The organism is Bacillus sp. S3 (assembly GCF_005154805.1).
In the GTDB taxonomy this organism is placed as follows: Bacteria; Bacillota; Bacilli; order Bacillales; family Cytobacillaceae; genus Neobacillus.
This window is the reverse complement of record NZ_CP039727.1, coordinates 3,100,332-3,125,183: the sequence shown is the minus strand read 5'-3', so window position 1 is coordinate 3,125,183 and position 24,852 is coordinate 3,100,332. Positions and strand designations below refer to the sequence as shown.

Sequence of the window (24,852 nt, the reverse complement as noted above, 5' to 3'; positions counted from 1 at the left end):
TCCTTAATCTACCCCTATAAAAATTTACACTAGCTTCGAGTATTCGTTTCACAACGGTTGAACTATATAAAATCTGTCTAGAATAAAAACTAACCAATGATCTATTATGGTATATTTTTCTTTGTTTTTGCTGTTGAACAGTTTATAGTAAAATCAGGAATGAAAAAATAGGTGGTAATCTTGTTGGGGATTAGAAAAGAAACAATATTAAAAGCGTTGAAATTTATTTTTCCAATGTTTTTATTAATTTTTGCCATTCTCGAAATTAAAAAATTCACCGGTAATTTGAATGTTCAATTACTCAAGAATGAAATAGCTCAGCTAAATTTCTGGAGGTTATTATTCATCTTGGCGATTACCTTTGCAGCTGTTTTACCGATGCTGTATTATGATGTCATCTTAGTGAAGGTTTTAAAGTTAAATGTGTCTAAGAGAGAACTGCTCGAACAATCCTTTATTGCTAATTCTTTTTCTAATTTAATTGGTTTTGGCGGTTTAATTGGGGCCATGCTGAGAACTTACTTTTTTCATAAGCTGGAGCAGGACAAGCGGAAGCTTTTAGGAGTCATTGCATCTGTTTCACTTTATTATCTAACCGGGATTTCTCTTCTAACCTGGATTGTAACCACAAGGTACCGGCATTTCCCGCTGTTTGTTGATACAAAGTGGCTTTATTTCGCTGTTTTAGCTGTGGGATTGTATTTACCCATTTTTTTATTGATCCATATGATTAAGTCTAAAAAAGATAATCAATCATTAATTAGTGCTAATGTAAGTATCAAGCTGATTGTAGTTTCTGTTATCGAATGGTTTGCTGTTTTTGCAGCTATATTCGTATTAAGCAAGATACTGGGAATCTCGATCTCTTTTGAGAATCTTTTTCCTGTTTATATCGTTGCTGCCTGTGCCGGAATTATCAGTATGATTCCCGGCGGGCTTGGTTCATTTGATTTAGTATTTATTTGGGGAATGCAGGATTTACAAATACCTGAAGAGAAAGTCCTTGTTCTTCTTTTATTTTACCGAATTGGGTATTACTTCATCCCTTTTTTGATCAGCCTTGTTTTTTTTGTCAAGCTTTATTGGGAAAGATGGAACCAATCCTGGAATTATCTTCCTAAAGCGATTGTCCAAGGATTAAGCCATGTCATTTTAACCATGCTCGTTTTTTTATCGGGGCTCATCCTGCTTTTATCTGCTAGTGTCCCAGGCATCATGTCAAGGTTAAAGATTGCCCAAGAACTGCTTTCGTTTCCTATTATTAATGTATCACATCAGCTTTCGGTCGCTGCCGGCTTTTTACTGTTAGGATTATCACGCGGGATTGAATATAGTGTGAAAAGAACATATGATTTGACGATGCTTGCGTTGATTCTTGCTGCATTATTCTCTATTTTCAAAGGAATCGATTATGAAGAGGCGATATTTTTAATTATTGTGGCACTTTTACTTCGAATGTCAAAAGGACAATTTTATCGCGAAAGTTATGTTCTTACATGGGGGAAAACAATTTTTGATGTTACCGTTATTTTAATTATTACTTCCATGTACATTTTGATCGGATATTTGAATTTACCTGTTGCAAAATTAACCATTCCGGCAAAATTTTTACCTTATGTCATTGATGATTATTATGACTTGTTTAAGAGTGCTGCTATTGGTCTTGTGATTGCATTGCTAATCTTGTTTACCGGTTATTTAATCAGCTTGTCGAAAAAATGGAAATTAGAGAAATCACTTGGACATGAAAAGGAAATAATGGACCATTTAACAAAGTATAATGGAAAGGTATTATCACATTTAATATTTTTGCATGATAAATATATTTTTTGGAATAGCCAAAAAAATGTTCTGATCTCGTTCCAGAAGTATGCGGATAAATTAGTCATCTTGGGAGACCCGATTGGTGAAAAAGCGGAATTATCAAACGCAATTGAGGAATTCCAAGAAATTGCTGACCTCTATGGTTTCACGCCTGTTTTTTATCAGGTTAGTGATGAAATGCTTCCATATCTACACGGACATGGATTTGCCTTTTTTAAATTAGGTGAGGAAGCCTTTGTTGATTTAAAAAGTTTTTCACTTACAGGAACTAAAATGAAAGGGCTAAGGGCCTTAAAAAATAAATTTAATCGTGAACGCTTTTATTTTGATTTAGTAAAGCCGCCATTTTCTCCAGTTCTGCTCGATGAATTAAGGGGTATTTCAAATGAGTGGCTTCAGGGCAGAAAAGAAAAGGGTTTTTCACTTGGCTTCTTTGATGAACCATATTTGAATATGGCTCCCCTTGCCATAGTAAGAGATGAGCATAAACGAATTCTAGGTTTTATGAGTATTATGTATGTATACGACAACAATCAGACCGTTTCAGTTGATTTGATGAGAGTAACGCCTGATGCACCAGCAGGTACGATTGATTTTCTGTTTCTTTCGTTAATTGACTGGGCAAAGGAACAAGGGTACCTGCGTTTTAATATGGGAATGGCACCGCTTGCCAATGTTGGGCTGTCGAGATTTTCCTTTTTGAGTGAAAAAATAGCCGCCCAAATCTTTCTCCACGGCCATTTTATTTACCATTTTCAGGGGTTAAGGAAATTTAAGCAAAAGTATACGGATATTTGGGAGCCTAAATATCTGGCATATAGAAGAAAAACTTCCTTGCCATTTATTATGGCACAAATCACTTTGTTAATTTCGAAAAAAAGAACATAGCTTGTGATCGGTTAGGATAATCCTTACCGGTTTTTTTTTACGACATCTTTCTTTTTTTGAAGAATCTGTTAAAATCAAATAGGGATTAAATGTAAAAGGTAAGGGTGTAAACGTGTGAAAAAAAATATTTCTGTTATTATCATTGTATTATTTTTCCTTACTTATCAAATGAATATCTTTGCACAGGGAATAGAACAGTTGGATCTGAAAAGTGAGAGTGCTGTTTTATTAGATTCCGACACTGGAGCAGTACTCTATGAAAAAAATGCTAATGAAAAAATGTACCCTGCCAGTGTGACAAAAATTGCGACAGCTATTTATGCGATTGAAAAGGGCAACTTAGATGGTATGGCAACGGTAAGCGCAAATGCCGTTCGGCAAGACGGAACACGTGTTTATTTAGTAGAAGGAGAACAGATGCCATTAAAACAGCTGATTCAGGGTATGCTGATTAATTCAGGTAATGATGCTGCAGTCGCAATTGCTGAATATCTCGATGGGTCGGTTGAGAAATTTGCTGAAAATCTAAATAGCTACTTACAAACAAAGATTGGGGTTAATGATACCCATTTTACAAATCCGAGTGGGTTGTTTGATGAGAATCATTATACAACTGCTATGGATTTAGCCCTAATAACTAATTATGCTATTAAAAACCCTGTATTTGCTGAAATCTTTGGCACAAAAGTGCTTGGGTGGAAGGGGCAGTCCTGGGAGACCACTCTGCTTACACATCACCGGATGCTAAAAGGGGAGCTTCCCTACCCGGAAGTCACAGGGGGAAAAACGGGCTATACCAGCCAAACGAAACAAACTTTAGCTACAACTGCCGATAACGGAAAAATCAGGCTGACAGCTGTTGTGTTAAAATCTGATCTCAAAAATGATAAGTATCAAGATACCGCTTTGCTATTTGATTATGGTTTTAAAGGCTATCAGCACGCGGTCCTTAAACAAGGAGAAATTTATAAAAGCGAGGACAAAGAATTTTATCCTGAACAGGATACTGTTATTACTGAGAATGTAGAGGGCTGTGTAAAAAAGATAAATCCTGATGGCGTTCTTTCAATTGAAGACCAAAATGGAAAGGTGATTCATACAATCCAATTAAAATATAAGGAATTACCGATGCCCAAGGTTGCACCTGTTAAAACCAAAAAGGCTAGAGAAGAAAATAACCAACAGCTAATCCAAGTGAATGCACTTGTTGGAATGGCTATTATTGCATTTGCAGCTGCGGTGATTGGTTTCGGTCGAAAAAAGACAAAAGCTTCTAAAAATGCATAAGGGAAAAAGCCATGGAAAGGTTAGACCGATTCCATGGCTTTTTTTCATACCAAATTTACTTGTCAATTGTGATGGGACGAGAATCGAAAGAGGAGGGAGAGTCGATTTGATCTTTATCGTCGACAAAACTTCGTGTACCAACAAAGTCACTTTTATCGCCAAAATTTTGACCATAGCCCTGGTTTTTTTTATCTGAATTATGCCATTCGGCCAATAGGTTTTGACCGATATTAACGGCTGAAGCATTTTCAAAGGAATTAATTTTAATCATAAATATATTAATATTAATATATGGAGCCGGTGCTGGCATCTGATCCCTCCTTATCCTTGCTATTAAATATATGCGATTCCTATTCAATTATGAAGCAGGAGTAATAGTTGGTTTAAATTACAAGGCAGATTAGTAAGATGGAAGTAGGGATGTTTAATATGCTAACGTAGAACGTGGTTATTTTACGAGAAAATGAAGGGGGGGGTGAACCGATGGATATGGATAAATTAAAACAATGGATGGACATCGCAAAGAATATGCATGGGGGAGATTTCTGGAACAATATTTTTGATCAGGATTTCGCCAAGCAATTTATGAACGACCAACAATTTACCCAGCCATTCACGAGCCCTGAAGGAAAATCCAATCGGGCTGAAAATAATTCTCGAACCTTTCCCGCAATTGATTTATTAGAGAGTGATCAAGAAGTCATTGTGATGATAGAGCTCCCAGGGGTGATGAAAGAAAACCTAGAATTAGGACTGAATGGCAATATTCTAACCATTAAAGGCAAAGCCTTACCAATCCACCCACAATTGAAAATAACCTATTCTGAAAGATTTTATGGTGAATTTCAGCGTCAAATTACTTTACCGGATTCTATAAGTCCCGCTCAATTAAGTGCTAAATTTTGGAATGGGATTTTATTCGTAAGTTACCAACGAGCCGTTGAGAAAGGAGAAATTATTCCTATCGACTAATCCGGTTAACAGCTTTTATTAGTGAATCGAACATTCTTTGTTCGTTCTTTTTTACGATTGGACATGTTAAGCTGTTTTCTCCATATAAATGATGTAAGGTATAAAATAAGGGAGTTTGTGAGCATGTCACTTAAAAATTTATTCCTTATCTTCAGGAATCATGATGTTGAAAAGGAACTACAAAAAAAATTACTTTCCTTAGAAATGAATATGGAAGAGCTGAAAAAAGCCCTGCAAGAGTACAAGGAACAAAAGGAAAAGGATACGCAAACATCGGATCCTCCCATCATCATTGAAAAAATTAATATCGAAAAAATCATTTTAGATAAATATGAATTAAATAATAATTTTGGTCAGCTTGGAATTAAAGAATTAAAGGGTAAATTAAATATTGGAGCCACCTATGGAAGTGAGTTTATACCGAAGAAAGATGGGGAAGAGATGGTTGAGAAAAAGCAAAATGAAAAAGTGAAAAAGCCATCACCAGATAGCGGTCCGAAGGTTAACATTTATTCGAAAAAAGAGAAATAAAAAGACTAAAGTTGGAATCCTTTAGTCTTTCAAAACACCTATTGCAGCCTGCTCTCTACCTGCTGGCATACTTCATCTGCTGACATCCCGTTTGCATCGATTACTGAGCCTTTTGTAAAAGTATCCTGCATACCCATCACGTTTGAATCAAGACCAGTAACAACACAACAGTCACAATTTTGTGCGTCTGATTCCTGCTTTAGTTCTACCACGTCGTACCCTTTTTCCCTAAGTGCTTGTTGAATATTTGTAAGAGATTGTTCTACTCCAACTGTTGCCATACAAAACACCTCCTCCTGTAAATTATCTTGCCGAAATTCACGGTAAATATTCTGTATATCCAGCAATAATTGTCCAAAAGATAATAGGGGAGGTGTGTCAAATGGGAAAACGAAGCAAACGAAAAGCTGATCCATCCACCATCGGGCTTAGCTCGCCACAAGTAGAGGGTCAAGGAACAACAACAACAGAAACGGGTTCTAGAGAAGAACCGTCTTCAAGACGAAAGCAAAAGCGATACTAAAACAAAAAAAGAGGATGTCTAGGTAAGGGCTCCCCTATCTAATACATCCTCAACCTAATTTATTGGTACATTTCCGCAACTTGCTTCTGAATTTCATCATTTTCAAGGTATTCATCATAAGTCATTTGCTTATCCACTAAGCCATTTGGCGTAAATTCAAATATTCGATTGGCAATCGTTTGAATGAACTGATGGTCATGTGAAGCAAAAAGCATAGAACCTTTGAAATTGATTAATCCGTTATTAAGCGCTGTGATGGATTCTAAGTCTAAATGGTTTGTTGGTTCATCAAGGAGTAGAACGTTTGCGCCGTTTAGCATCATTTTAGAGAGCATACAGCGAACCTTTTCTCCACCGGAAAGAACACTCGCTTTCTTTAACACTTCTTCTCCGGAAAATAACATTCTTCCCAAAAATCCGCGCAAGAAGCTTTCACTATCATCCTTGGGAGAGAATTGACGAAGCCAATCCACGAGGCTTAAATCACTGTTTTCAAAATACTCGGAGTTATCCTTAGGGAAATAGGCTTGAGATGTAGTGATACCCCATTTAAATGTTCCGCTGTCCGCTTCCATTTCACCCATTAATATTTTAAAAAGCGTTGTTTTTGCGACTTCGTTTGTACCAACTAATGCTATCTTGTCGCCTTTATTCATAAAGAAACTGATATTATCAAGAACTTTTACCCCATCAATTGTTTTCGTTAAACCTTCCACACGTAACAAGTCATTGCCGATTTCACGTTCAGGTGTGAACCCGACAAACGGATAGCGTCGTGATGATGGCTTAATGTCATCAAGGGTGATTTTATCTAACAGCTTTTTCCGTGAGGTTGCCTGTTTGGATTTTGAGGCATTCGCGCTAAAGCGGGCAATAAAACTTTGTAGTTCTTTAATTTTTTCCTCTTTCTTTTTGTTTGCGTCCGATGCCATTCTAGATGCTAATTGGCTTGATTCATACCAAAAATCATAATTCCCGACATAGATTTGAATTTTACTGAAATCCAAATCAGCGATATGGGTACATACTTTATTTAAGAAGTGACGGTCGTGGGAAACAACAATAACAGTGTTTTCGAAATTAATTAAGAAATCTTCAAGCCATTGGATCGCTTTAATGTCTAAGTGGTTTGTCGGTTCGTCCAGCAGTAATACATCCGGTCTGCCAAACAATGCCTGCGCCAGCAATACCTTTACCTTTTCGGATCCGGTTAATTCTGCCATTTTTTTATCATGCAGGTCCTCGCCAATGCCCAGTCCCTTTAATAGAATCGCTGCCTCTGGTTCTGCTTCCCAACCGTTTAATTCAGCAAATTCACCTTCAAGTTCGGCAGCCTTCATGCCATCTTCATCAGTGAAATTTTCTTTCATATAAATAGCATCCTTTTCCTGCATGACTTCATACAGTCTTGAATGCCCCATAATAACAGTTTTTAAGACATCAAATTCCTCATATTCAAAATGGTTCTGTTTTAAGACAGCCATTCGTTCATTTGGCCCAAGTTGAACCGTTCCTGTTTGTGCTTCAATCTCACCAGATAAAATTTTTAAAAAAGTGGATTTTCCGGCGCCATTTGCGCCGATTAGCCCGTAGCAATTACCAGGTGTAAATTTAATATTCACATCCTCAAATAATTTACGGTCACCATATCTTAAACTTACATTACTTACAGTAATCATCTAAAAACATCCTCCAAAAAACATATTGCTTTAAATTATACCATTAATATAAGCGAAGAGCGAATTTTTTCAAGCAGGGTAAAAATAGAAAAGAAAAATTTTCTAAAAAAATTTTTCCATATTCACACTTTATTCATATTTTTGTTGTAGAATTAGTGTAAGAAGTTTTAAAGAGGGTGAGAAGTATGGCAAAAAAACAGCTTACTGAACTCGTTAATAAGTTAAAAAAGGCTGGTATAAAAGCAAGTCTGACCAAACCAAAGTCCAATTACCTTTTATTATTACAGCAAATTCAAAAATATCCTTCTTCCGTGAATTAAATAAGAAAAATTGGCATTAAAAAGCGATTAATCCAAGGGACTAACCGCTTTTTTTATTACTCCATCTCATCGATGATTTGATCATAAACCTCTTGTTTATTAAAATCCTTCCCCATTGGGAACTTCGCGACAAATTTGTTGTTTTCATCAACTAAATAGGTGAAGGTTGAATGGACAAATTGACCATTACCTGGGTCTTTGTATTGAAACTGCAATGTATCCGCAACTTTTCTAATTTCCTTTTGCGCATTTTTACTATTTTGCTTTTCTCCGGTTAAGAATATCCAATCATTGTCATTTGATATTCCAAATCCTTGTCTATATCCTTGGAGAATTTCAGGGGTGTCGCGATAGGGATCGATTGTGATTGTGACAAATTCAATGTCCTTGCCGTAAATCCCATTTTTAACTAAATCAGTTTTCAATTCAACCATCTTTTTCGTGGTGGTTGGACAGACATCAGGACAATGGGTATAAATAAATTCAATTAACTTTAATTTGGTTTTATCCTTGCCAAAATTATAGGTATCCCCATTTTGCTTAATTAAAGTGACATCTCCTGGAATTGCCGCATTTGCATCTCGAATAAGGAAAAAAGAAATTCCTCCTGCTATCCCAATGAAAATAGCAAGACTGCATATCAGATAGACTTTTTTCATGACGATCCCTCCTACAATTAAGATAAAGAAGTTTTCCGAAAAAAGATATGGATATATTGTGAACAAAAGAGGATGCGTCAGGAACAGTAATCCTTTATACTGTAATATTATTACGTATATTAGAAAACTCAGATTTTTCAAGCAGGAAGTTAGGTGGGTAATATGGTAAAGAGAACTTGGAAGTTTACTTTGCAAATGCTTATTCTTATCGTAATCTATCAGATCGGCAATGGAATATCCCGTTTTTTTCATTTGCCGGTTCCCGGAAATGTCATCGGCATTGTTCTTTTGTTCACTTTGCTTTGGCTGGGTGTCATTACACTTGAGCAAATTGAATTGGCAGCAGGCTGGTTGCTGAAACACCTGGGGTTCTTTTTTATTCCTATATCTGTTGGTCTTATGACATTAGGAAGAACGATGTTTGCAAAGGGTTTATCACTGCTTTTTATCCTTACAGTCAGTGCCTTTGTTGGCTTATTCTTTGCAGGGAAAATAACCCAAGCTGTTATTATGAAAAATGAAAAGGAAAAAGTAACCTCTCATGATCACGCTCTATAGTATTGTTCTTACCGTTTCAGCCTATCTATTTACTCGATTTTTAGCGAAGAAATATTCTACTCCATTAACAAGTCCCGTTTTCTTTAGTACGATTATCATTATTTGCCTTTTAGTTTTATCTAATATTTCTTTTAATGAATACGTACCTGCAAAATCGATTATGACATACTTACTTGGTCCTGCAACGGTTGCCCTAGCTGTTCCTATCTATAAAAATCGAGACTTATTTAAAAAATATTTCAGTGCAGCCTTTATCGGATTGACATTCGGAAGTGTGACTACCATTATTTCAGCTATTCTATTAGCCAGGTGGTTGAATCTGTCGAAATTGTTCATCCTTCCACTAACCGTTAAATCTGTAACCGTACCGGTAGCAACGGAAATAGGTGAAATCATTCATGGGAATATCCCGCTTATTGCCGCATATGTGATTATTACGGGGATGATTGGAGCAATGTTTGGGGCTAAGCTGATGAACTTGTGTAAAATCAACCATCCATTTGCCAGAGGATTAGCCGTGGGAACGATTTCACATGGTATCGGTACTGCTGAGGCAGTAAAGGAAGGGGAGATACAAGGTGCTGTCGCAGGTGCTGCAATGGGGATTGCGGCTGTGTTAACCTCGTTTATCATCCCGCTCATAATTGACTACATTCTGTAAATGGGCTAATTACTGATTGACATATGTTTCTATTTTCAGTATTATTTAGTAGAAAAATTTTTTTATAAAAGGAGAGTATGTTTTTATGTTAGGTGTCGTTCTTAACTAATCCAACTAATTGGATCGTTCATTCCAGTACTCATCCGTTCTTTTTAAAAAGGGTGGAGGGCTTATTTAGTCATGGAATGAAGTTAAGAACAATGAGGCTAGGCATAAGCATACATCTTTATCCAATGTAGCTGTGTACACTCGTGTAGACAGTTTTTATTTTGGGTTAATTTTGGTATGAAAATGAGCGGAGATCCCGCTCGTTACTTTTGGCCGCAATGACATTGTTCATTGCGGCTATTTTTATTTTAGGAGGCAAAAAACGTGAATCAACATACTTTTACCACTTTGGAATTTCAGAAAATTAAAGATATAATCGCGACTTTTACATTAACGAAAGAAGGAAAAGAAAAGATCGAGAGTCTTACGCCATCAACGAATAAAAAACAAATTGAAGCCTGGCTTGATGAGGTTACCGAGGCAGCAACAATATTGAAAAAAAGCGCAAGTGTCCCTGTACATGGTTTAGATGGGATGGAATCTCTGCTAAATAACATGAATAAGGGCGTGGTACTAAGGGCTGATCAGCTGGCAAAGCTTTCTGACTTTCTCGATTGCTGCGGAAAAATGCGGAGGTATATGAAGGATAAAACATATTTCGCTCCACGTGTATCCTCTTATGTTGATGCGATTGATGAATTGCCTGAGCTTGCAGCTGAAATAATACGTTGTATTCGGAATAGCCGTGTAGATGATTATGCCAGTAAGGAGTTATTAAAAATTAGGAAACAAATTGGGATCCAAGAGGAGCGGTTAAAAGATAAAACATTACAGTTGATTCGGTCAAATAAATATAAAGCCTATTTACAAGAGCAGGTCGTCAGTCAGAGGAATGGCAGATATGTCATTCCTATAAAGAAGGAATATCGGAATAAAATAAAGGGAACGGTGTTAGATACATCAGCTTCAGGTTCAACTTTTTTTATCGAGCCAGAAGAAATTGCTCAATACCAAGATCAAGTTACATGGCTGCTCGCGGATGAGGAGGCCGAAGTGCAAAAGGTTTTGGGCTATCTAACAGGACTGGTTGAAGATAAGGAGCAGCAAATTAGCTTAGCAATTGAAACCATGGTTCATTATGATTTTTTATTTGCAAAAGCTAAATATAGCAGGTCCATTAACGGCTCCAAGGTTAGGCTAAATGAATCAGGGGAAATAGAATTAATCCAGGCGCGGCATCCCCTTTTAGGCGAAAAGGCGATACCGCTCACATTCAAAATGGAAGAAGGTCACCGTGCGTTAGTGATTACTGGGCCAAATACCGGGGGAAAAACAGTTACCATAAAAACCGTTGGTCTCCTCATTTTAATGGTTCAATGCGGTCTTCATATTCCTGCATCTGAAGAAAGCTGTTTGAGTATTTTTGAGCGTATTTTAGTGGATATTGGAGATGGGCAAAGTATAACCGAAAATTTAAGCACTTTTAGCTCAAGAATTGTCAATATCATTGATATATTAAAAGAAACGAACCATCGAACATTGACTTTATTGGACGAACTTGGATCGGGAACGGATCCAGGAGAAGGAATGGGACTGGCGACGGCTATATTAGAAACCTTATATGAAAAAGGGGCAGTCATCTTGGCTACGACACATTATAGTGAGATCAAGGACTTTGCCGAAGCACATCCAGGATTTATCAATGGTTCAATGGAATTTGACTTAACAACTCTGAGTCCGACATACCGTTTAACTATTGGCAGCGGGGGAGAGAGTCAAGCTTTTGCTATCGCCTTGAAGCTTGGGATTCATCCGAAAATCATCGAAAGGGCACATCATATCACATACAAGGAAGAGAAACAGTATACAACCGAAATCACTGACGTATGGAAGATCAGGGACCTTGAGAAACAGGTCATTATCAATAAATATCAACATCGAAAGAGAGCGCAAAATACGGAACTAAGAGTACCTACGTATCATCAAGGTGACAATGTGAAAATATCACCTGCAAATGAGTTTGGTATTATCTATACAGGACCCGATCAGCAAGGAAATTATATTGTCCAAATACACGGTGAAAAGGTTTCAGTTAATCATAAAAGAATCACACTTTATATAACAGCTCATGAGCTTTATCCAGAGGATTATGACTTTGATATTATTTTCCAATCAAAAGAAAATAGAAAAAAGAGTAAACTTCTTTCAAAGAGACATGATGAAACGATTACGATTGATTACAAGGAATAAAGAATAGTAAAAAGCAAAGGAGGATCATCCCCTTTGCTTTTTCAACTTCCTATTCTTTATTAAATAATGAGTTTTCCTCTTCATGATTATGGAGTTCAAACACCACGAGCAATGCCTCAAAATATGGAAGGATGACATCAGTTACTCCCTCACGCTCCCGATGTTCTTTAATATACTTCACAATTAATTCTAGGATTTGATGATCTCTCTTTAGTTTAATGATGGTTTCATACAAGTCCGGCTGTTCCTTTAGCCTTTCCGCAAAAAAGCCTTCCTCTTCCGATTGGGCATGAGCAAGTGTCCGTGTCTCCCAATGTTCGATTAGTGCATCACAAATTTCATTGATATTTTCTTGTTTGTTTCCTTGCGCTAGTTCTTTCAGGACTTTTGTTAAATCTCTTGCTTCTGTATAAATCCCATCATGAATCGAATGGTGGGAATGTTTTTTCCTTAAAGATGGTCCAGACATTAAAATTCTCCTTAATCACACTGTATTATTCAAGTCATGTCCAAAACAGAAATTTTTTAAAACTATGTAAGGTAAATTGTCTGTATACAATGTAATTGACTGGGGACCTTATTAGATAAAAATGTCATGGGAAGGTGAAGAGAATGGAGCGCAAACGAGCCCCGCTAATAAAAAAGTTAAAATTTTTCGGGCAATCCAAAGATATGGCTGAACATGCCGTATTGTCCCCAATGGACCGAGATTCCGAAAAAATATATCGCAGGAGATGGCAGCATGATAAAACTGTTCGTACGACGCATGGAGTAAATTGCACAGGTTCATGCAGCTGGAAAGTTCATGTCAAGGACGGCATTATCGCTTGGGAAACACAGCAAACGGATTACCCCTCTACAGGTCCTAATATGCCTGAGTATGAGCCGCGGGGCTGCCCAAGGGGAGCGAGTTTTTCTTGGTATATTTATAGTCCGCTAAGGGTCCGTTATCCATATGTGCGCGGCAGTCTATTAAAAATGTGGCGGGAGGAACTTGCTAGTACAGGTGATCCGGTTGCAGCTTGGAAGGAAATAGCCTCTAACCCTGAAAAATCAAAGAGATATAAACAGTCAAGAGGAAAAGGAGGACTTGTCCGTTCATCATGGGATGAGGTGAATGAGCTAATTTGCGCGGCTCTAATTTATTCTATTCAAGAATTTGGTCCCGATCGAATTTTTGGATTTTCACCAATCCCAGCGATGTCCATGGTCAGCTATGCAGGCGGCGGAAGGTTTTTGTCACTTCTTGGGGGCTCTCTATTAAGCTTTTATGACTGGTATGCAGACCTGCCGCCTGCATCTCCGCAGGTATGGGGTGAACAAACGGATGTTCCGGAAAGCTCTGATTGGTTTAATTCTTCCTATCTATTAATATGGGGCTCCAATATCCCTCAAACACGGACACCTGATGCCCATTTTATGGTGGAAGCAAGATACCGCGGGACAAAGGTTGTAGCGGTAAGTCCGGATTATGCTGAGTATGTTAAGTTTGCTGATAATTGGTTAAATGTCCAAGCCGGTATGGACGGGGCACTAGGGATGGCGATGACTCACGTAATCCTAAAAGAATTTTATGTGGACCAAGAAACGGAATATTTCTTTGATTATGCGAAAAAATTTACCGATCTCCCGTATCTGGTAAAATTAAAAGCCCACGGGGATCAATATGTATCCAGCACTTTTTTACGCGCTAGCGAGCTTGATTCCTCCATCACAAATGGAGAGTGGAAAACGGTAGTCTGGGATGAAGATTCGAACAAACCGGCATTTCCGAATGGCACAATTGGCCACAGATGGGAAGATAATGGACAGTGGAACCTTCATTTAAATGATACGGAGCAAAACCTTACGAATCTGCAGCCATCTCTGACACTGCTAGGGAGAGAAGACAAAGCAGTCCGAGTGGAATTTCCTCATTTTGAGGTGGAAAAGCGTGAAACCTTTACTCGGGAGGTCCCAGTGATAGCCATCCAATTAAATGGAGAAACCACTTATGTAACGACTGTCTTTGATTTAATGCTTTCAAAATTTGGCGTATTAAGACAAGGGCTCCAAGGGGACTTTCCAAAAGACTATGACGATCCTAAACCATATACACCAGCATGGCAGGAGGCATTGACAGGTGTGGATGGGAAGCTCGCAGCACAAATTGCCAGAGAGTTTGCCCAAAATGCTATTGATTCCAAAGGCCGTTCAATGATTGTGATGGGATCAGGAATCAACCAATGGTACCATGCGGATGCTACATACCGAACTGTTTTAAACTTAGTGCTCTTAACAGGTTCACAGGGTGTTAATGGCGGCGGGTGGGCTCATTATGTGGGCCAGGAAAAGGTTCGCCCGCTCGAAGGCTGGCAGACACTCGCGATGGCGAGAGATTGGGGAGGTCCACCAAGGCTTCATGCGGCAACTCCATTCTTTTATTTTGTCACGGAACAGTGGAAATACGATGACCAATCAATCGAGGATCAGATTTCACCACTTGTTAGTGAACCAAGGTATAAACATTCAGGAGACTATTATTATTTGGGCACAAGGCTTGGCTGGACACCCTCTTATCCACAATTTGATAAAAATCCAATTGATTTTATTGATCAATCAAAAGTGACAGAGAAGGAGCAGATTTTCCAATCCATTGTCGATGAAGTGAAACAAGGGAAAACAAAGTTTGCGATTCAAAATCCGGAGGACCCAAACTCATTCCCAAAAGTCATGTTTGTCTGGAGAGGAAATTTGATTGGAAGCTCATCAAAAGGACATGAGTACTTTCTAAAATATATGCTTGGAACCCACCACAGTAATTTAAGTGAGCAAAATACTGAATTAAAGACGGAAGACATTGAATGGGACGAACCTTCAGTTGAGGGAAAGCTTGATTTAATGGTTAATATTGATTTTCGAATGGCTGGTACAGGTCTGTATTCTGATATTATCCTTCCGGCAGCTACATGGTACGAAAAATATGATATTAGCAGTACCGATATGCACCCGTTTATCCATCCCTTTAATCCTGCGATAGCTCCGCCATGGGAATCGAAATCGGATTGGGATACATTTAGGGGGCTGGCGAAGAAATTTTCATCAATGGCTGTACGTTATTTTAACGGGCCGGTGCAAGACATCGTTGCGACACCAATGCTTCACGATTCCCGCGATGAAATCTCCGAGTCCTGTACTTTCGGAAAAATCCCAGACTGGCAGAATGGTGAATATGAGCCGGTACCAGGGCGAAATTTCCCGCGCCTGCATTTAGTCGAGCGCGATTATTCCAAAATATTTGAAAAATTTATTTCTCTTGGTCCTGTTGTAAAGGAACAAATTGGTGCAAAGGGAATCAGCTGGGATGCCAAAGAAGAGTATGAAAAATTAAAGAAAATCCTTGGAACTGCAGCTAAAACAGCTTATAAGGATTGCCCAAGTCTATATACTGCAAGGGATGCCTCGGAAGCAATCCTTTCATTATCTAGTGCCACAAACGGTTCACTGGCAATGAAAGCATGGGATGCATTGGAAAAGAAAACGGGTCAGAAATTAAAGGATTTGGCAGAAGAAAGAGCGGAAGAACATATGTCCTTTAATGACATTACGGCACAGCCGCGTCAAGTGATTTCAACACCTGTCTTTAGCGGGACTGAAACGGGCGGACGGAGATACTCTCCATTTACAACGAATGTTGAACGTTTAGTCCCATGGCGCACATTGACAGGCAGACAGCACTTTTATTTAGATCATGAAACGATGATTGAATTTGGTGAGGAATTCCCTGCATTTAAGGCGCCGCTCCGAAAGGCGGCATTTCAAACAAAGGATCGAAAACCGCTTAATATGGGGAAGGAAATTAATTTGCGCTATTTAACGCCGCATTTTAAGTGGTCCTTCCATAGTACCTATGGTGATATTTTACCGATGTTAACGTTATTCAGAGGCGGACCGCACGTTTGGATGAATCGGGATGATGCCAAAGAAGTGGGCATTGCCGATAATGATTGGCTGCAAATGTATAATCGCAACGGTGTTGTAGTAGCAAGGGCAGTTGTTACTCACAGACTTCCAAGGGGAGTCGCATTCATGTACCACGTTCAAGAGCGTCATATAAACGTTCCTGGTTCAACGATTACCAAAGAACGCGGCGGTACATTCAACAGCCCAACAAGGCTGCAGATGAAACCAACTCATGTGATTGGCGGATATGCTCAGCTAAGTTTTGGATTTAACTATTATGGACCGTGCGGCAGCCAGCGGGATGAAAGAGTTGTCATAAGCAGACTTGATCGGGAAGAGGTGGACTGGCTTGAGAATTAAGGCGCAATTTGGGATGGTAATGAATCTCGATAAATGTATCGGCTGCCATACATGCAGCATTACGTGCAACAATACCTGGACAAATCGTCCCGGTGCAGAATATATGTGGTGGAACAATGTTGAAACAAAGCCCGGTGTCGGTTATCCGAAGGAATGGGAGAATCAAGAGAAATATAAAGGCGGCTGGGTATTGAAGAACGGTAAGCTTGAATTAAAGGCCGGAGGCAGAGTTTCTAAACTATTAAATATCTTTCATAACCCTGACTTAGCCCAATTAGATGATTACTATGAACCATGGACCTATGATTATGAACACTTAACCAATAGTCCGGAAAAAGAACATCAGCCAGTGGCCCGCCCGAAGTCACAGGTTACTGGAGAGTATATGGATATCAAATGGGGGCCGAACTGGGAGGACGACCTGGCAGGCGTTTATCAAACAGGGAAAAACGACCCTAATATAAATGGGATTGAAGAAAGAGTTAAATTCGAGTATGAACAAACCTTTATGATGTATTTACCAAGAATTTGCGAGCATTGCGTCAATCCCACATGTGTTGCTTCCTGCCCATCCGGGGCCATTTATAAAAGGGAAGAGGACGGAATTGTTCTGGTAGACCAAGATGCATGCCGAAGCTGGCGTTACTGTACAACAGGCTGTCCCTATAAAAAAGTCTATTTTAATTGGAAAACACATAAGGCGGAAAAATGTACCTTTTGTTTTCCAAGAATTGAAGCAGGGCTGCCTACGGTTTGTTCAGAGACCTGTGTTGGCAGGCTCCGCTATTTAGGGATTGTTTTTTATGATTTAGACAAAGTAGAAGCTGCTGCATCGGTTACAAATGAAAAAGATTTGTACGAAGCCCATTTAGGTATATTTTTAGACCCACATGATCCTGAGGTAATCGAGGCGGCACGAAAAGCTGGATATCAGGAAGATTGGATAGAAGCAGCCCAAAGGTCACCGGTCTATAAATTGGCGGTGGAACAACGGATTGCACTGCCGCTTCATCCGGAATACCGTACACTGCCGATGGTATGGTATATTCCACCGCTCAGCCCGGTAATGAGTGCCTTTGATGGGGGATTAGATGGGGTGAATCCACATGTGATCTTTCCACAAATCGATCAGCTCAGGATTCCAGTCGAATACTTGGCAAATATGCTAAGTGCTGGTGATACAGAAGTTATTCGCAAGGTGTTAAAGAAAATGGTGGCGATGCGCAGTTATATGAGGTCTTTAAATTTAGGGAAAAAGCCTGAAAAAACAATTCTAGATGCGATAGGGATGACAGAGAAAACGATGCATGAAATGTATCAGCTTGCTGCTATTGCCAAATATGATGACCGATATGTCATTCCGAAATCTCATCGGGAAGATGCAGCTAATCAGTATCTAGGACAAGGAACGGGTGGATTTGATTTTATGGAGGCGTGCTCCGGATGTTCCGTTACACCTGGAATGCCTGGAGACTACAAAGTTGGAGACGATTATTGGGGTGAGCTAAATGGATGAGTACCAACAAATTTTCAGGCTGTCTTCTACACTGCTGCAGCATCCTGAGGAAGCATGGTTTGAAGATGAGGGATTAAAATCTGAAATTTCCGCCATTGAAAATCAATTAGTGAAATTACTGTTTAGGCAATTTTTTCACCATCTTCAATCAGCCTCTTATTTAGAGATATGTTCGCAATATGCGCAAACATTTGATTTTAGTGATAAAACTACGCTTTATTTGACGTATCCAATTTTTGGAGAAAATCCTGATCGCGGAAAAGCACTTGTGAAATTAAAGAATGAGTATTTTGAAGCGGGATTTCCATTAGAAAGTGACGAGCTTCCGGATTATTTACCGTTAATTCTTGAGTTTTGTTCGATTGCTCCCATAGAGTCCGCTCAGAAAATGCTCCAGATTCATCGAAAGTCAATTGATCAATTGTTAAAAGAATTATCATTGCTAGATAGCCCATATCAAATGATTCTGCAGGCTTGTGTGCAAACAATAGACAACATCCTAAGCAAACAAAAGGCTTCTTAGGGGGGATCAAAGCATGACATTTTTTCAAAATTTTTTCTGGGCATCTTTCCCATATATAATGTTAACGATGTTTGTAGTTGGACATATTTATCGCTATAAAGTCGACCAATTCGGCTGGTCCGCCAAATCAAGTGAATTTCTTGAAAAAAAGCAATTAAAATGGGGAAGTATTTTATTCCATTATGGGATTATCTTCGTGTTTTTTGGCCATGTAGCTGGAATCCTTATCCCAAAAGCTTTTTATGATGCTGTTGGAATTACCGATCACATGTATCATTTTGGTGCAGTTTGGATAGGGGGGCTGGCAGGGGTTGCGACCATAATAGGTGTTTTGTTGTTGATGGTTCGCCGATTTACTGTTAAACGAATCTATATTCACAGTACGTTTCGTGATATTTTGGTTCTGGTGTTACTTGCGGTTATTATTATTTCTGGCTTCGTAAATACAGTTTGGATTACAGGAAGAGGAGTAGCCTTCGAATATCGAGAAACGATTAGTCCATGGTTTCGCGGCATCCTTTCCTTCAATCCAACTCCTGGTCTGATGATTGGCATCCCGGTCGGTTTTCAAATTCATGTCGTTTCCGCCCTGCTGCTATTTGGTATTTGGCCATTTACGAGGCTTGTTCATGTATGGAGTTTGCCGTTGGAATACCTAAGCCGCAAATTTGTCGTTTACCGTGCTGTCTTTGGCAGAAGAAATATAGCAATGTCAGCAGAACGGAAAAATAAAATAGAATAAAGCAAAAACGGAACCAGGCGGTTCCGTTTTTGCTTTATTTCTTTTGCTTGTATTTTTGTGCAAGTAATTTTTTTACCTCATTATAGCTTAAACCGGCCTGGCTGTTTAATCGTTTTACTTCCTCGATGTCTGTTCCGGCCACTGTGTAACGTTTTTGACTGGTCATCATTGTTTATTCACACTCCCGGGGATTTAAGATTTTCTGGAAATGAAAAGGGCAAGTATTGGACATACTATGATTAAAAGGAGGCGGTTCCCATTTTTTACGGTAAAAGGGCAAAAGATGAAGAAATTGAAATCATACTTGAAGATACCGAAGTTTATTCTTGTATGGATGACGCCTGTATTGGCTGGATGAGAAAGGATTTTGTCGCTGACGACTTACTCTGTCCAATGTGCGGCAATGAAATGGTACAGGAAATAAGAGAGCTTCCGAAAATCTAAAAAAACCTGCTTCTAAAGACTGTCGCTAAAATGGACAGTCTTTTATTGATAATACATAAGCTACCTGTTCTATTACAGGTTTTCATTTTGCTGGCGGATTTCATCCCCGCTAATAATGGTGTTGGCTTCTTCAAGATATTTATGCTCATCAACTGAATTTCCCGATATATTCTTCTTATTTGGAAAGTTAGAACCATTTTCAATCGTCATTTGTGATTCTTTTGCCGCCGGTGTCAAATAATCTTCCTTTTTAGCCATGTACATCATCTCCTTGAGTAAAGGATTTGCATAGGGAGACGGGAATATACAAAAAAAACTCTCCGCAATTGGGAGAGTTTTCTTCTTTATTCTTCTCTTTTAGATAGGCAACGATCACATTCCATTAGATAACTCTCGGCTTGTTCCTCCATATGCTGACCACACTCTGGACATTCCTTTTTTGGCAGGTTACGGAAAAACTCAACTGGACTCATTAACATAATAAATCTCCCCCTTTATTAATACAGTTTATTTTATTTCCTCTTGTTATAGTACAGTATAAACAAAAAAATCAAAATTGTGTAGACTTTTTTTAAAAAAATCTGCAAATTTATTAAAAATAAGTCTTTTATCACAGAAATCAGCTTTTGCGATCTTAGATTTATAAATAGTGCTTCCATACTCAACAACTTTACATTACAATCATAGTAGAAAATCTATGTAGAAATTGGAGGGCTGCTGGTTAATGAATGAACTGCTTGGAACTTTTCATCCTTATTTCATTATTATTGCCCTTGGCTTAACTATCATGGCATCATATACAAGCTTAGATATGTTTACCTTAATCAGGTCATCTAACCAAAATAAACGGCTTCTATTTCTTGGCGGGACATTATCAATGGGGATTGGAATATGGGTCATGAATTTTATGGCACTTATTTCAGCAGATACCAATCGGCTGGCAGGCTATCATATTCCGCTTACAATATTATCTATTTTTATCGGGATTTCTTTTACAGGCATGGCTTTCCTTGCATTTTTCGGAAAAAGCATTCAGTTCTATCATTTACTGATCGGCAGTTTCTTTTTAACTTTTGCAGTTATTGCTATTCAAGTAATCGGTTTATATGCCATGAATGTAAATATAAAGTACAATATCGTTCTGTTGTTATTTTCAGGAATCGTTATTTTTTGTTCGTTTTTATTTTCTCTGTGGATTCTTTTCTCTTCAAGCTATTCACAAGGAAATCAGACTTGGCTAAAACCAATCAGCGCGCTGATAATATCAGGAGCTATTGCAGAAGGACACTTTCTATTAAAAAGAGCTGCCATTGTGACAGCTGATATGGGAGCAGGTTCAAACACAGATAGTCCATTTTTTATTTATTTGGTGTTATTTGTCTCTGTTTTAATCACCGGAGGACTGATTATTTCGAGTACTTTAATTAGTAAACAATTAGCCGCAGCGGATACAAACTTAAAGGACATTAAGTCAGCACTTGATGCTGCCGCCATTGTTGCGATAACAGATCCCCAGGGGACCATTATATATGTGAATGATAAATTTGAGGAGATTTCCAAATATAAGAAGGAAGAGATAATTGGAAAAAATCACCGGATTTTAAATTCAGGGTTTCATCCAAAAGAATTTTTTCAAGATTTATGGAAAACGATTCAATCCGGACAAAAATGGCGAGGGGAGATTCGGAATAAAGCAAAGGATGGATCGTATTATTGGGTGGACACTACGATTGTTCCATTTTTAAATAAAAAAGGGAAACCTGTTCAATATATCGCTATTCGCTCCGATATCACAAAACGCAAGAGGGCAGAAGAACACCTGGAAGAGACCCTTAAAGAAAATATAGATATAAAATTTGCTTTAGATCAATCCTCCATTGTTGCCTTTACTGATGCAAAAGGAATTATCACCAGTGTAAACGAAAAATTCTGTGAGATTTCAAAATATAGCCGCGAAGAAATTATCGGAAGAGACCATCGTATCCTTAATTCTGGTTATCATTCTAAAGATTTCTTTAAAAATCTTTGGAAGTCGATAGGAGAAGGAAATGTATGGAAAGGGGAAATTAGGAATAGGGCCAAGGACGGCACCTTTTATTGGGTGGATACCACGATTGTTCCGTTTTTAAATGAATACGGGAAGCCTTACCAATACCTCGCCATTCGTAATGATATTACAGAACGAAAGAAGACAGAAGAGGTGCTGCATCGCCAGGATAAGCTTGCTGCAGTCGGACAATTGGCTGCAGGAGTTGCTCATGAAATTCGCAATCCTCTTACATCCATGAAGGGATACACTGAATTCTTACAGCTAGATGAAAAAGATCCAGAACGCTTGGAGTTTTTAAATATTATTCTGGACGAGATTGAACGGGTAAATACCATTGTCGAGGATTTTATGGTGTTAGCTAAACCGAAGGCAGTTGAATTAGAGGAAAAGAATGTTGTTCCGGTCATAAGAAATGTCGTCTCGCTGCTTGAGTTTGAAGCGAGGAAGAAGAATGTCCGCCTATCATTCAATTGTAATCAAGAGATCATCCAAATTGAATGTGATGAGAATCGCTTAAAGCAGGTTTTCCTTAATTTTATTAAAAATGGCATTGAAGCAATGCCAAATGGTGGAGACATACATGTTAATACGATGATCCATGATAATAATGTGCAAATTTCCATTCAGGATACTGGTGTTGGAATACCAAAGGACAAATTGAAAAAGCTTGGGGAGCCGTTCTTCACGACGAAGAGTAATGGAAATGGTTTAGGATTAATGGTTAGTTTTAAAATTATTGAAAGTCATAACGGAAAAGTATTTGTTGAAAGCGAACCGAATAAAGGAACAACCTTTAATATTTTATTACCTGCAAAGATTGCTTAAAAACGAGAGGAAACTCTCGTTTTTTATTTTGCTGCAGCAATTTTAAAAAAATAGAAAATTTATCAAAAAATAGCCTACAAACGGAATAAATAGATTATTATGGTTATATAGATATTATTGTTTTCTATGGGGAGGGTTTATAGTGAGTGAAGCAAATTTTGTAAAAACAATCTGCGGATATTGCGGTACTGGATGCGGACTGATCCTAGAAGTCAAGGATAACAAAATTATGAAAATCCGCGGGGATAAGGAAGCACCGGTAAATAAAGGGCAAACATGTGTAAAGGGTGCTTTTGCCTATGAATATGTACATGCCAAAAATAGACTAACAACACCGCTAATCAGAAAGGCCGGCCAGCTGGTGGAAACAACATGGGAAGAGGCCTATCAATTCATTGCGGACAACTTATCGAAGATTAAAACGACATGGGGTCCAAATGCCATTAGTATGTTTGCATGTGCCCGGAGCACCAATGAATCCAATTTTGTTACACAAAAATTTATGAGGACGGTAATTCAAAGCAACAATATTGATGGATGTAACCGTACGTGACACGCTCCTAGCGTTGCCGGTCTGGCAACTGTTTTTGGAAGCGGTTTCCCTACCAATACACTTGAAGATTTCGATAAGGCAGAAGTATTGCTGCTAATGGGATCAAATACAACTGAAGCACATCCCATTATTGCGAATCGAATGAAAAAGGCGGCAAAATCAGGCCTAAAGATTATTGTCATCGATCCAAGAAGAATTGATATGGTGAAATCAGCCCACCGTCATTTACAAATTAATGTCGGTTCTGATATTGCCTTAATTAATGCCTTTATACGGGTTATTCTGAAGGAGCGTCTATATAATCCTGATTTTATCGAGCAGTTTACAGTCGATTTTGATAGGCTAGCAAAACAAGTTGAGCCATATACCCCTGAATATGCAGCATCGATTACAGGCGTAAACGCGGATGATATTGTCAATACTGCTAGGGAGTACGCAACATCCAACTGCTCAATGATTGCCTATACCCTAGGGATTACCGAGCACCATTGCGGTGTAAATAATGTTTTTGATATTGCAAACTTGGCATTGTTAACGGGAAACATTGGAAAAGAAGGAACTGGAATTATGCCTCTCCGAGGACAGAACAATGTTCAAGGTGCGGGGGATATGGGTTGTCTCCCTAACCAGTTAGCTGGAGCAATGAGCTTAGCCAATGAGGAGTTCAGGGCTCGTTATGAAAAGGAATGGAAGGTGGAACTAAATCCACAAGCAGGAGACACGCAAACCCGCACGTTCGATCGATTGGAAATGGGCGAGTTAAAGGCACTATATGTAATTGGTGAAAATCCGCTCCTTGCTGATGTTCACATGAATCATACAAAAACATTATTTGAAAAACTTGATTTATTAATTGTCCAAGATATTTTCATGACCGAAACAGCTAAAATGGCTGATGTGGTATTGCCTGCACGTTCATGGGGTGAAGTGGAAGGGACGTATACAAACACAGACCGGAGAATTCAAAGGGTTCGGAAGGCTGTAGATGCCCATTCGAATACGAAAGAAGACTGGGAAATTCTTTGCGAGCTTTCTACATTAATGGGCTATCCGATGCACTATAATAATAGCGAAGAAATCTGGAATGAAGTAAGAAAACTTGCCTGGGAGATGTATGGCGGCATATCTTACGATCGGCTAGAAACGGAGTATAGTTTACATTACCCGTGCCCTGATGAAAATCATCCGGGAACATTTATCATGCATGAACGGTTCCATAATCAGCAGCCTGCCGTTAAGAAATCACCATTTGTTCCGGTAGATTATACTGAGCCTTTAGAATTACCCGACAAGGAATATCCATTTACGTTAACAACAGGAAGACGGTATGAATCCTATAATACCCATACGCAGACACGTCACTACGCGCTGGGGGTCAAGGTAAAACAAACAGAAGAGACAGTGGACATCCATCCGGATGATGCAAACGCTCTTGGAATAACAGATGGTGAAGTAGTCCAGGTTCGCTCCCGGAGAGGGGAGTTAGAGGTGAAGGCGAAGGTGACAGAGCAGGTTGTTCCCGGTCTTGTCTTTATGAGTTTCCATTGGAGTGAAACACCGACAAATGTGTTAACATTAAATGAGTATGATCCAATTTCTGGTACTGCTGAATATAAAGCCTGTGCTGTTGCAATTTCGAAAGTATAAAAATTTTAATAAAGAATAGTGCAGTAAAATATGCTGTACTATTCTTTTTT

At 38.7% G+C, this 24,852-nt stretch carries 24 protein-coding genes; 16 read left to right on the top strand and 8 right to left on the bottom strand.

Going from position 1 to position 24,852, the window contains the following annotated elements:
- Positions 1 to 183: 183 nt before the first annotated feature.
- Positions 184 to 2,712 carry a bifunctional lysylphosphatidylglycerol flippase/synthetase MprF gene (mprF, locus tag FAY30_RS14960; protein ID WP_149870616.1) on the top strand — a complete coding sequence of 843 codons (2,529 nt, stop codon included), beginning with the start codon at positions 184 to 186 and terminating at the stop codon, positions 2,710 to 2,712.
- 114 nt (positions 2,713 to 2,826) lie between these two features.
- Positions 2,827 to 3,999, top strand: coding sequence for a D-alanyl-D-alanine carboxypeptidase family protein (locus FAY30_RS14955; RefSeq protein ID WP_149870615.1), 1,173 nt, complete (start codon positions 2,827 to 2,829; stop codon positions 3,997 to 3,999).
- A 55-nt stretch (positions 4,000 to 4,054) separates the two neighbouring features.
- Here the strand turns inward: FAY30_RS14955 and FAY30_RS14950 are convergent, their stop codons facing one another.
- On the bottom strand, positions 4,055 to 4,309 hold the full coding sequence (locus FAY30_RS14950; protein ID WP_149870614.1) for a hypothetical protein: 255 nt from the start codon (positions 4,307 to 4,309) through the stop codon (positions 4,055 to 4,057).
- Between the two features lie 173 nt (positions 4,310 to 4,482).
- On the opposite strand from FAY30_RS14950, the gene FAY30_RS14945 reads away from it, so the two are divergent.
- Entirely contained in the window at positions 4,483 to 4,971 is a 489-nt protein-coding gene (locus FAY30_RS14945; protein ID WP_149870613.1) for an Hsp20/alpha crystallin family protein, read from the top strand.
- 123 nt (positions 4,972 to 5,094) lie between these two features.
- On the top strand, positions 5,095 to 5,502 hold the full coding sequence (locus tag FAY30_RS14940) for a hypothetical protein (protein WP_149870612.1): 408 nt from the start codon (positions 5,095 to 5,097) through the stop codon (positions 5,500 to 5,502).
- Between the two features lie 38 nt (positions 5,503 to 5,540).
- Here FAY30_RS14940 and FAY30_RS14935 read toward each other — a convergent pair whose 3' ends face one another.
- Positions 5,541 to 5,783: a YkuS family protein gene (locus FAY30_RS14935; RefSeq protein ID WP_149870611.1), complete on the bottom strand. Its 243-nt coding sequence runs from the start codon at positions 5,781 to 5,783 to the stop codon at positions 5,541 to 5,543.
- Positions 5,784 to 5,884: 101 nt separating this feature from the next.
- Between FAY30_RS14935 and FAY30_RS14930 the strand changes: the two genes are divergently transcribed.
- A complete protein-coding gene (locus FAY30_RS14930; protein WP_149870610.1) occupies positions 5,885 to 6,025 on the top strand; it encodes a YuzL family protein in 141 nt (46 codons plus the stop codon).
- Positions 6,026 to 6,084: 59 nt separating this feature from the next.
- On the opposite strand, the gene FAY30_RS14925 is transcribed toward FAY30_RS14930, so the two are convergent.
- The gene (locus FAY30_RS14925; protein ID WP_149870609.1) at positions 6,085 to 7,704 is read right to left on the bottom strand and encodes an ABC-F family ATP-binding cassette domain-containing protein; all 1,620 of its coding nucleotides are present in this window, start codon (positions 7,702 to 7,704) and stop codon (positions 6,085 to 6,087) included.
- A gap of 185 nt (positions 7,705 to 7,889) precedes the next feature.
- Here FAY30_RS14925 and FAY30_RS27875 point away from each other — a divergent pair, with 185 nt between their 5' ends.
- Positions 7,890 to 8,024 (top strand): hypothetical protein, encoded by a 135-nt coding sequence (locus FAY30_RS27875; RefSeq protein WP_263315201.1) that lies wholly within the window; start codon positions 7,890 to 7,892, stop codon positions 8,022 to 8,024.
- Between the two features lie 56 nt (positions 8,025 to 8,080).
- On the opposite strand, the gene FAY30_RS14920 is transcribed toward FAY30_RS27875, so the two are convergent.
- Positions 8,081 to 8,683 (bottom strand): SCO family protein, encoded by a 603-nt coding sequence (locus FAY30_RS14920; RefSeq protein WP_149870608.1) that lies wholly within the window; start codon positions 8,681 to 8,683, stop codon positions 8,081 to 8,083.
- A 162-nt stretch (positions 8,684 to 8,845) separates the two neighbouring features.
- Between FAY30_RS14920 and FAY30_RS14915 the strand changes: the two genes are divergently transcribed.
- The 3 genes from FAY30_RS14915 to FAY30_RS14905 all read left to right on the top strand — a co-directional run bounded on the left by FAY30_RS14915 (position 8,846) and on the right by FAY30_RS14905 (position 12,200).
- Positions 8,846 to 9,241, top strand: coding sequence for a CidA/LrgA family protein (locus FAY30_RS14915; RefSeq protein ID WP_149870607.1), 396 nt, complete (start codon positions 8,846 to 8,848; stop codon positions 9,239 to 9,241).
- On the top strand, positions 9,225 to 9,902 hold the full coding sequence (locus FAY30_RS14910) for an LrgB family protein (protein WP_149870606.1): 678 nt from the start codon (positions 9,225 to 9,227) through the stop codon (positions 9,900 to 9,902). The genes FAY30_RS14915 and FAY30_RS14910 overlap by 17 nt, the downstream gene beginning before the upstream one ends.
- Positions 9,903 to 10,274: 372 nt before the next feature.
- A complete protein-coding gene (locus FAY30_RS14905) occupies positions 10,275 to 12,200 on the top strand; it encodes an endonuclease MutS2 (protein WP_149870605.1) in 1,926 nt (641 codons plus the stop codon).
- A 49-nt stretch (positions 12,201 to 12,249) separates the two neighbouring features.
- Here the strand turns inward: FAY30_RS14905 and FAY30_RS14900 are convergent, their stop codons facing one another.
- Positions 12,250 to 12,669, bottom strand: coding sequence for a hemerythrin domain-containing protein (locus tag FAY30_RS14900; protein ID WP_149870604.1), 420 nt, complete (start codon positions 12,667 to 12,669; stop codon positions 12,250 to 12,252).
- A gap of 143 nt (positions 12,670 to 12,812) precedes the next feature.
- Between FAY30_RS14900 and FAY30_RS14895 the strand changes: the two genes are divergently transcribed.
- The 4 genes from FAY30_RS14895 to narI are packed head-to-tail and all read left to right on the top strand — an operon-like array spanning position 12,813 to position 19,283.
- Positions 12,813 to 16,502, top strand: coding sequence for a nitrate reductase subunit alpha (locus FAY30_RS14895; RefSeq protein ID WP_149870603.1), 3,690 nt, complete (start codon positions 12,813 to 12,815; stop codon positions 16,500 to 16,502).
- Complete coding sequence (gene narH / locus FAY30_RS14890) at positions 16,492 to 18,018, top strand: nitrate reductase subunit beta (protein ID WP_149870602.1); 1,527 nt, start codon at positions 16,492 to 16,494, stop codon at positions 18,016 to 18,018. The genes FAY30_RS14895 and narH overlap by 11 nt, the downstream gene beginning before the upstream one ends.
- Complete coding sequence (narJ, locus tag FAY30_RS14885; protein ID WP_149870601.1) at positions 18,011 to 18,541, top strand: nitrate reductase molybdenum cofactor assembly chaperone; 531 nt, start codon at positions 18,011 to 18,013, stop codon at positions 18,539 to 18,541. Before narH ends, narJ begins: the two co-directional genes overlap by 8 nt.
- A 13-nt stretch (positions 18,542 to 18,554) precedes the next feature.
- Entirely contained in the window at positions 18,555 to 19,283 is a 729-nt protein-coding gene (gene narI, locus FAY30_RS14880) for a respiratory nitrate reductase subunit gamma (RefSeq protein ID WP_149870600.1), read from the top strand.
- Between the two features lie 34 nt (positions 19,284 to 19,317).
- Here the strand turns inward: narI and FAY30_RS27870 are convergent, their stop codons facing one another.
- Positions 19,318 to 19,452, bottom strand: coding sequence for a hypothetical protein (locus tag FAY30_RS27870; protein WP_263315368.1), 135 nt, complete (start codon positions 19,450 to 19,452; stop codon positions 19,318 to 19,320).
- Between the two features lie 89 nt (positions 19,453 to 19,541).
- Between FAY30_RS27870 and FAY30_RS14875 the strand changes: the two genes are divergently transcribed.
- Positions 19,542 to 19,727: a cold-inducible protein YdjO-related protein gene (locus tag FAY30_RS14875; RefSeq protein ID WP_149870599.1), complete on the top strand. Its 186-nt coding sequence runs from the start codon at positions 19,542 to 19,544 to the stop codon at positions 19,725 to 19,727.
- A gap of 72 nt (positions 19,728 to 19,799) precedes the next feature.
- Here the strand turns inward: FAY30_RS14875 and FAY30_RS14870 are convergent, their stop codons facing one another.
- Positions 19,800 to 19,985, bottom strand: coding sequence for a hypothetical protein (locus tag FAY30_RS14870; RefSeq protein WP_149870598.1), 186 nt, complete (start codon positions 19,983 to 19,985; stop codon positions 19,800 to 19,802).
- Between the two features lie 86 nt (positions 19,986 to 20,071).
- Positions 20,072 to 20,206 carry a protein YhfH gene (gene yhfH, locus FAY30_RS14865; RefSeq protein ID WP_149870597.1) on the bottom strand — a complete coding sequence of 45 codons (135 nt, stop codon included), beginning with the start codon at positions 20,204 to 20,206 and terminating at the stop codon, positions 20,072 to 20,074.
- 245 nt (positions 20,207 to 20,451) lie between these two features.
- On the opposite strand from yhfH, the gene FAY30_RS14860 reads away from it, so the two are divergent.
- Both FAY30_RS14860 and fdhF read left to right on the top strand, forming a co-directional pair.
- Positions 20,452 to 22,602 (top strand): PAS domain S-box protein, encoded by a 2,151-nt coding sequence (locus FAY30_RS14860; RefSeq protein ID WP_149870596.1) that lies wholly within the window; start codon positions 20,452 to 20,454, stop codon positions 22,600 to 22,602.
- Positions 22,603 to 22,744: 142 nt separating this feature from the next.
- Positions 22,745 to 24,802, top strand: a complete 2,058-nt coding sequence (gene fdhF / locus FAY30_RS14850) for a formate dehydrogenase subunit alpha (RefSeq protein ID WP_223820788.1) — start codon at positions 22,745 to 22,747, stop codon at positions 24,800 to 24,802.
- Positions 24,803 to 24,852 lie beyond the last annotated feature (50 nt).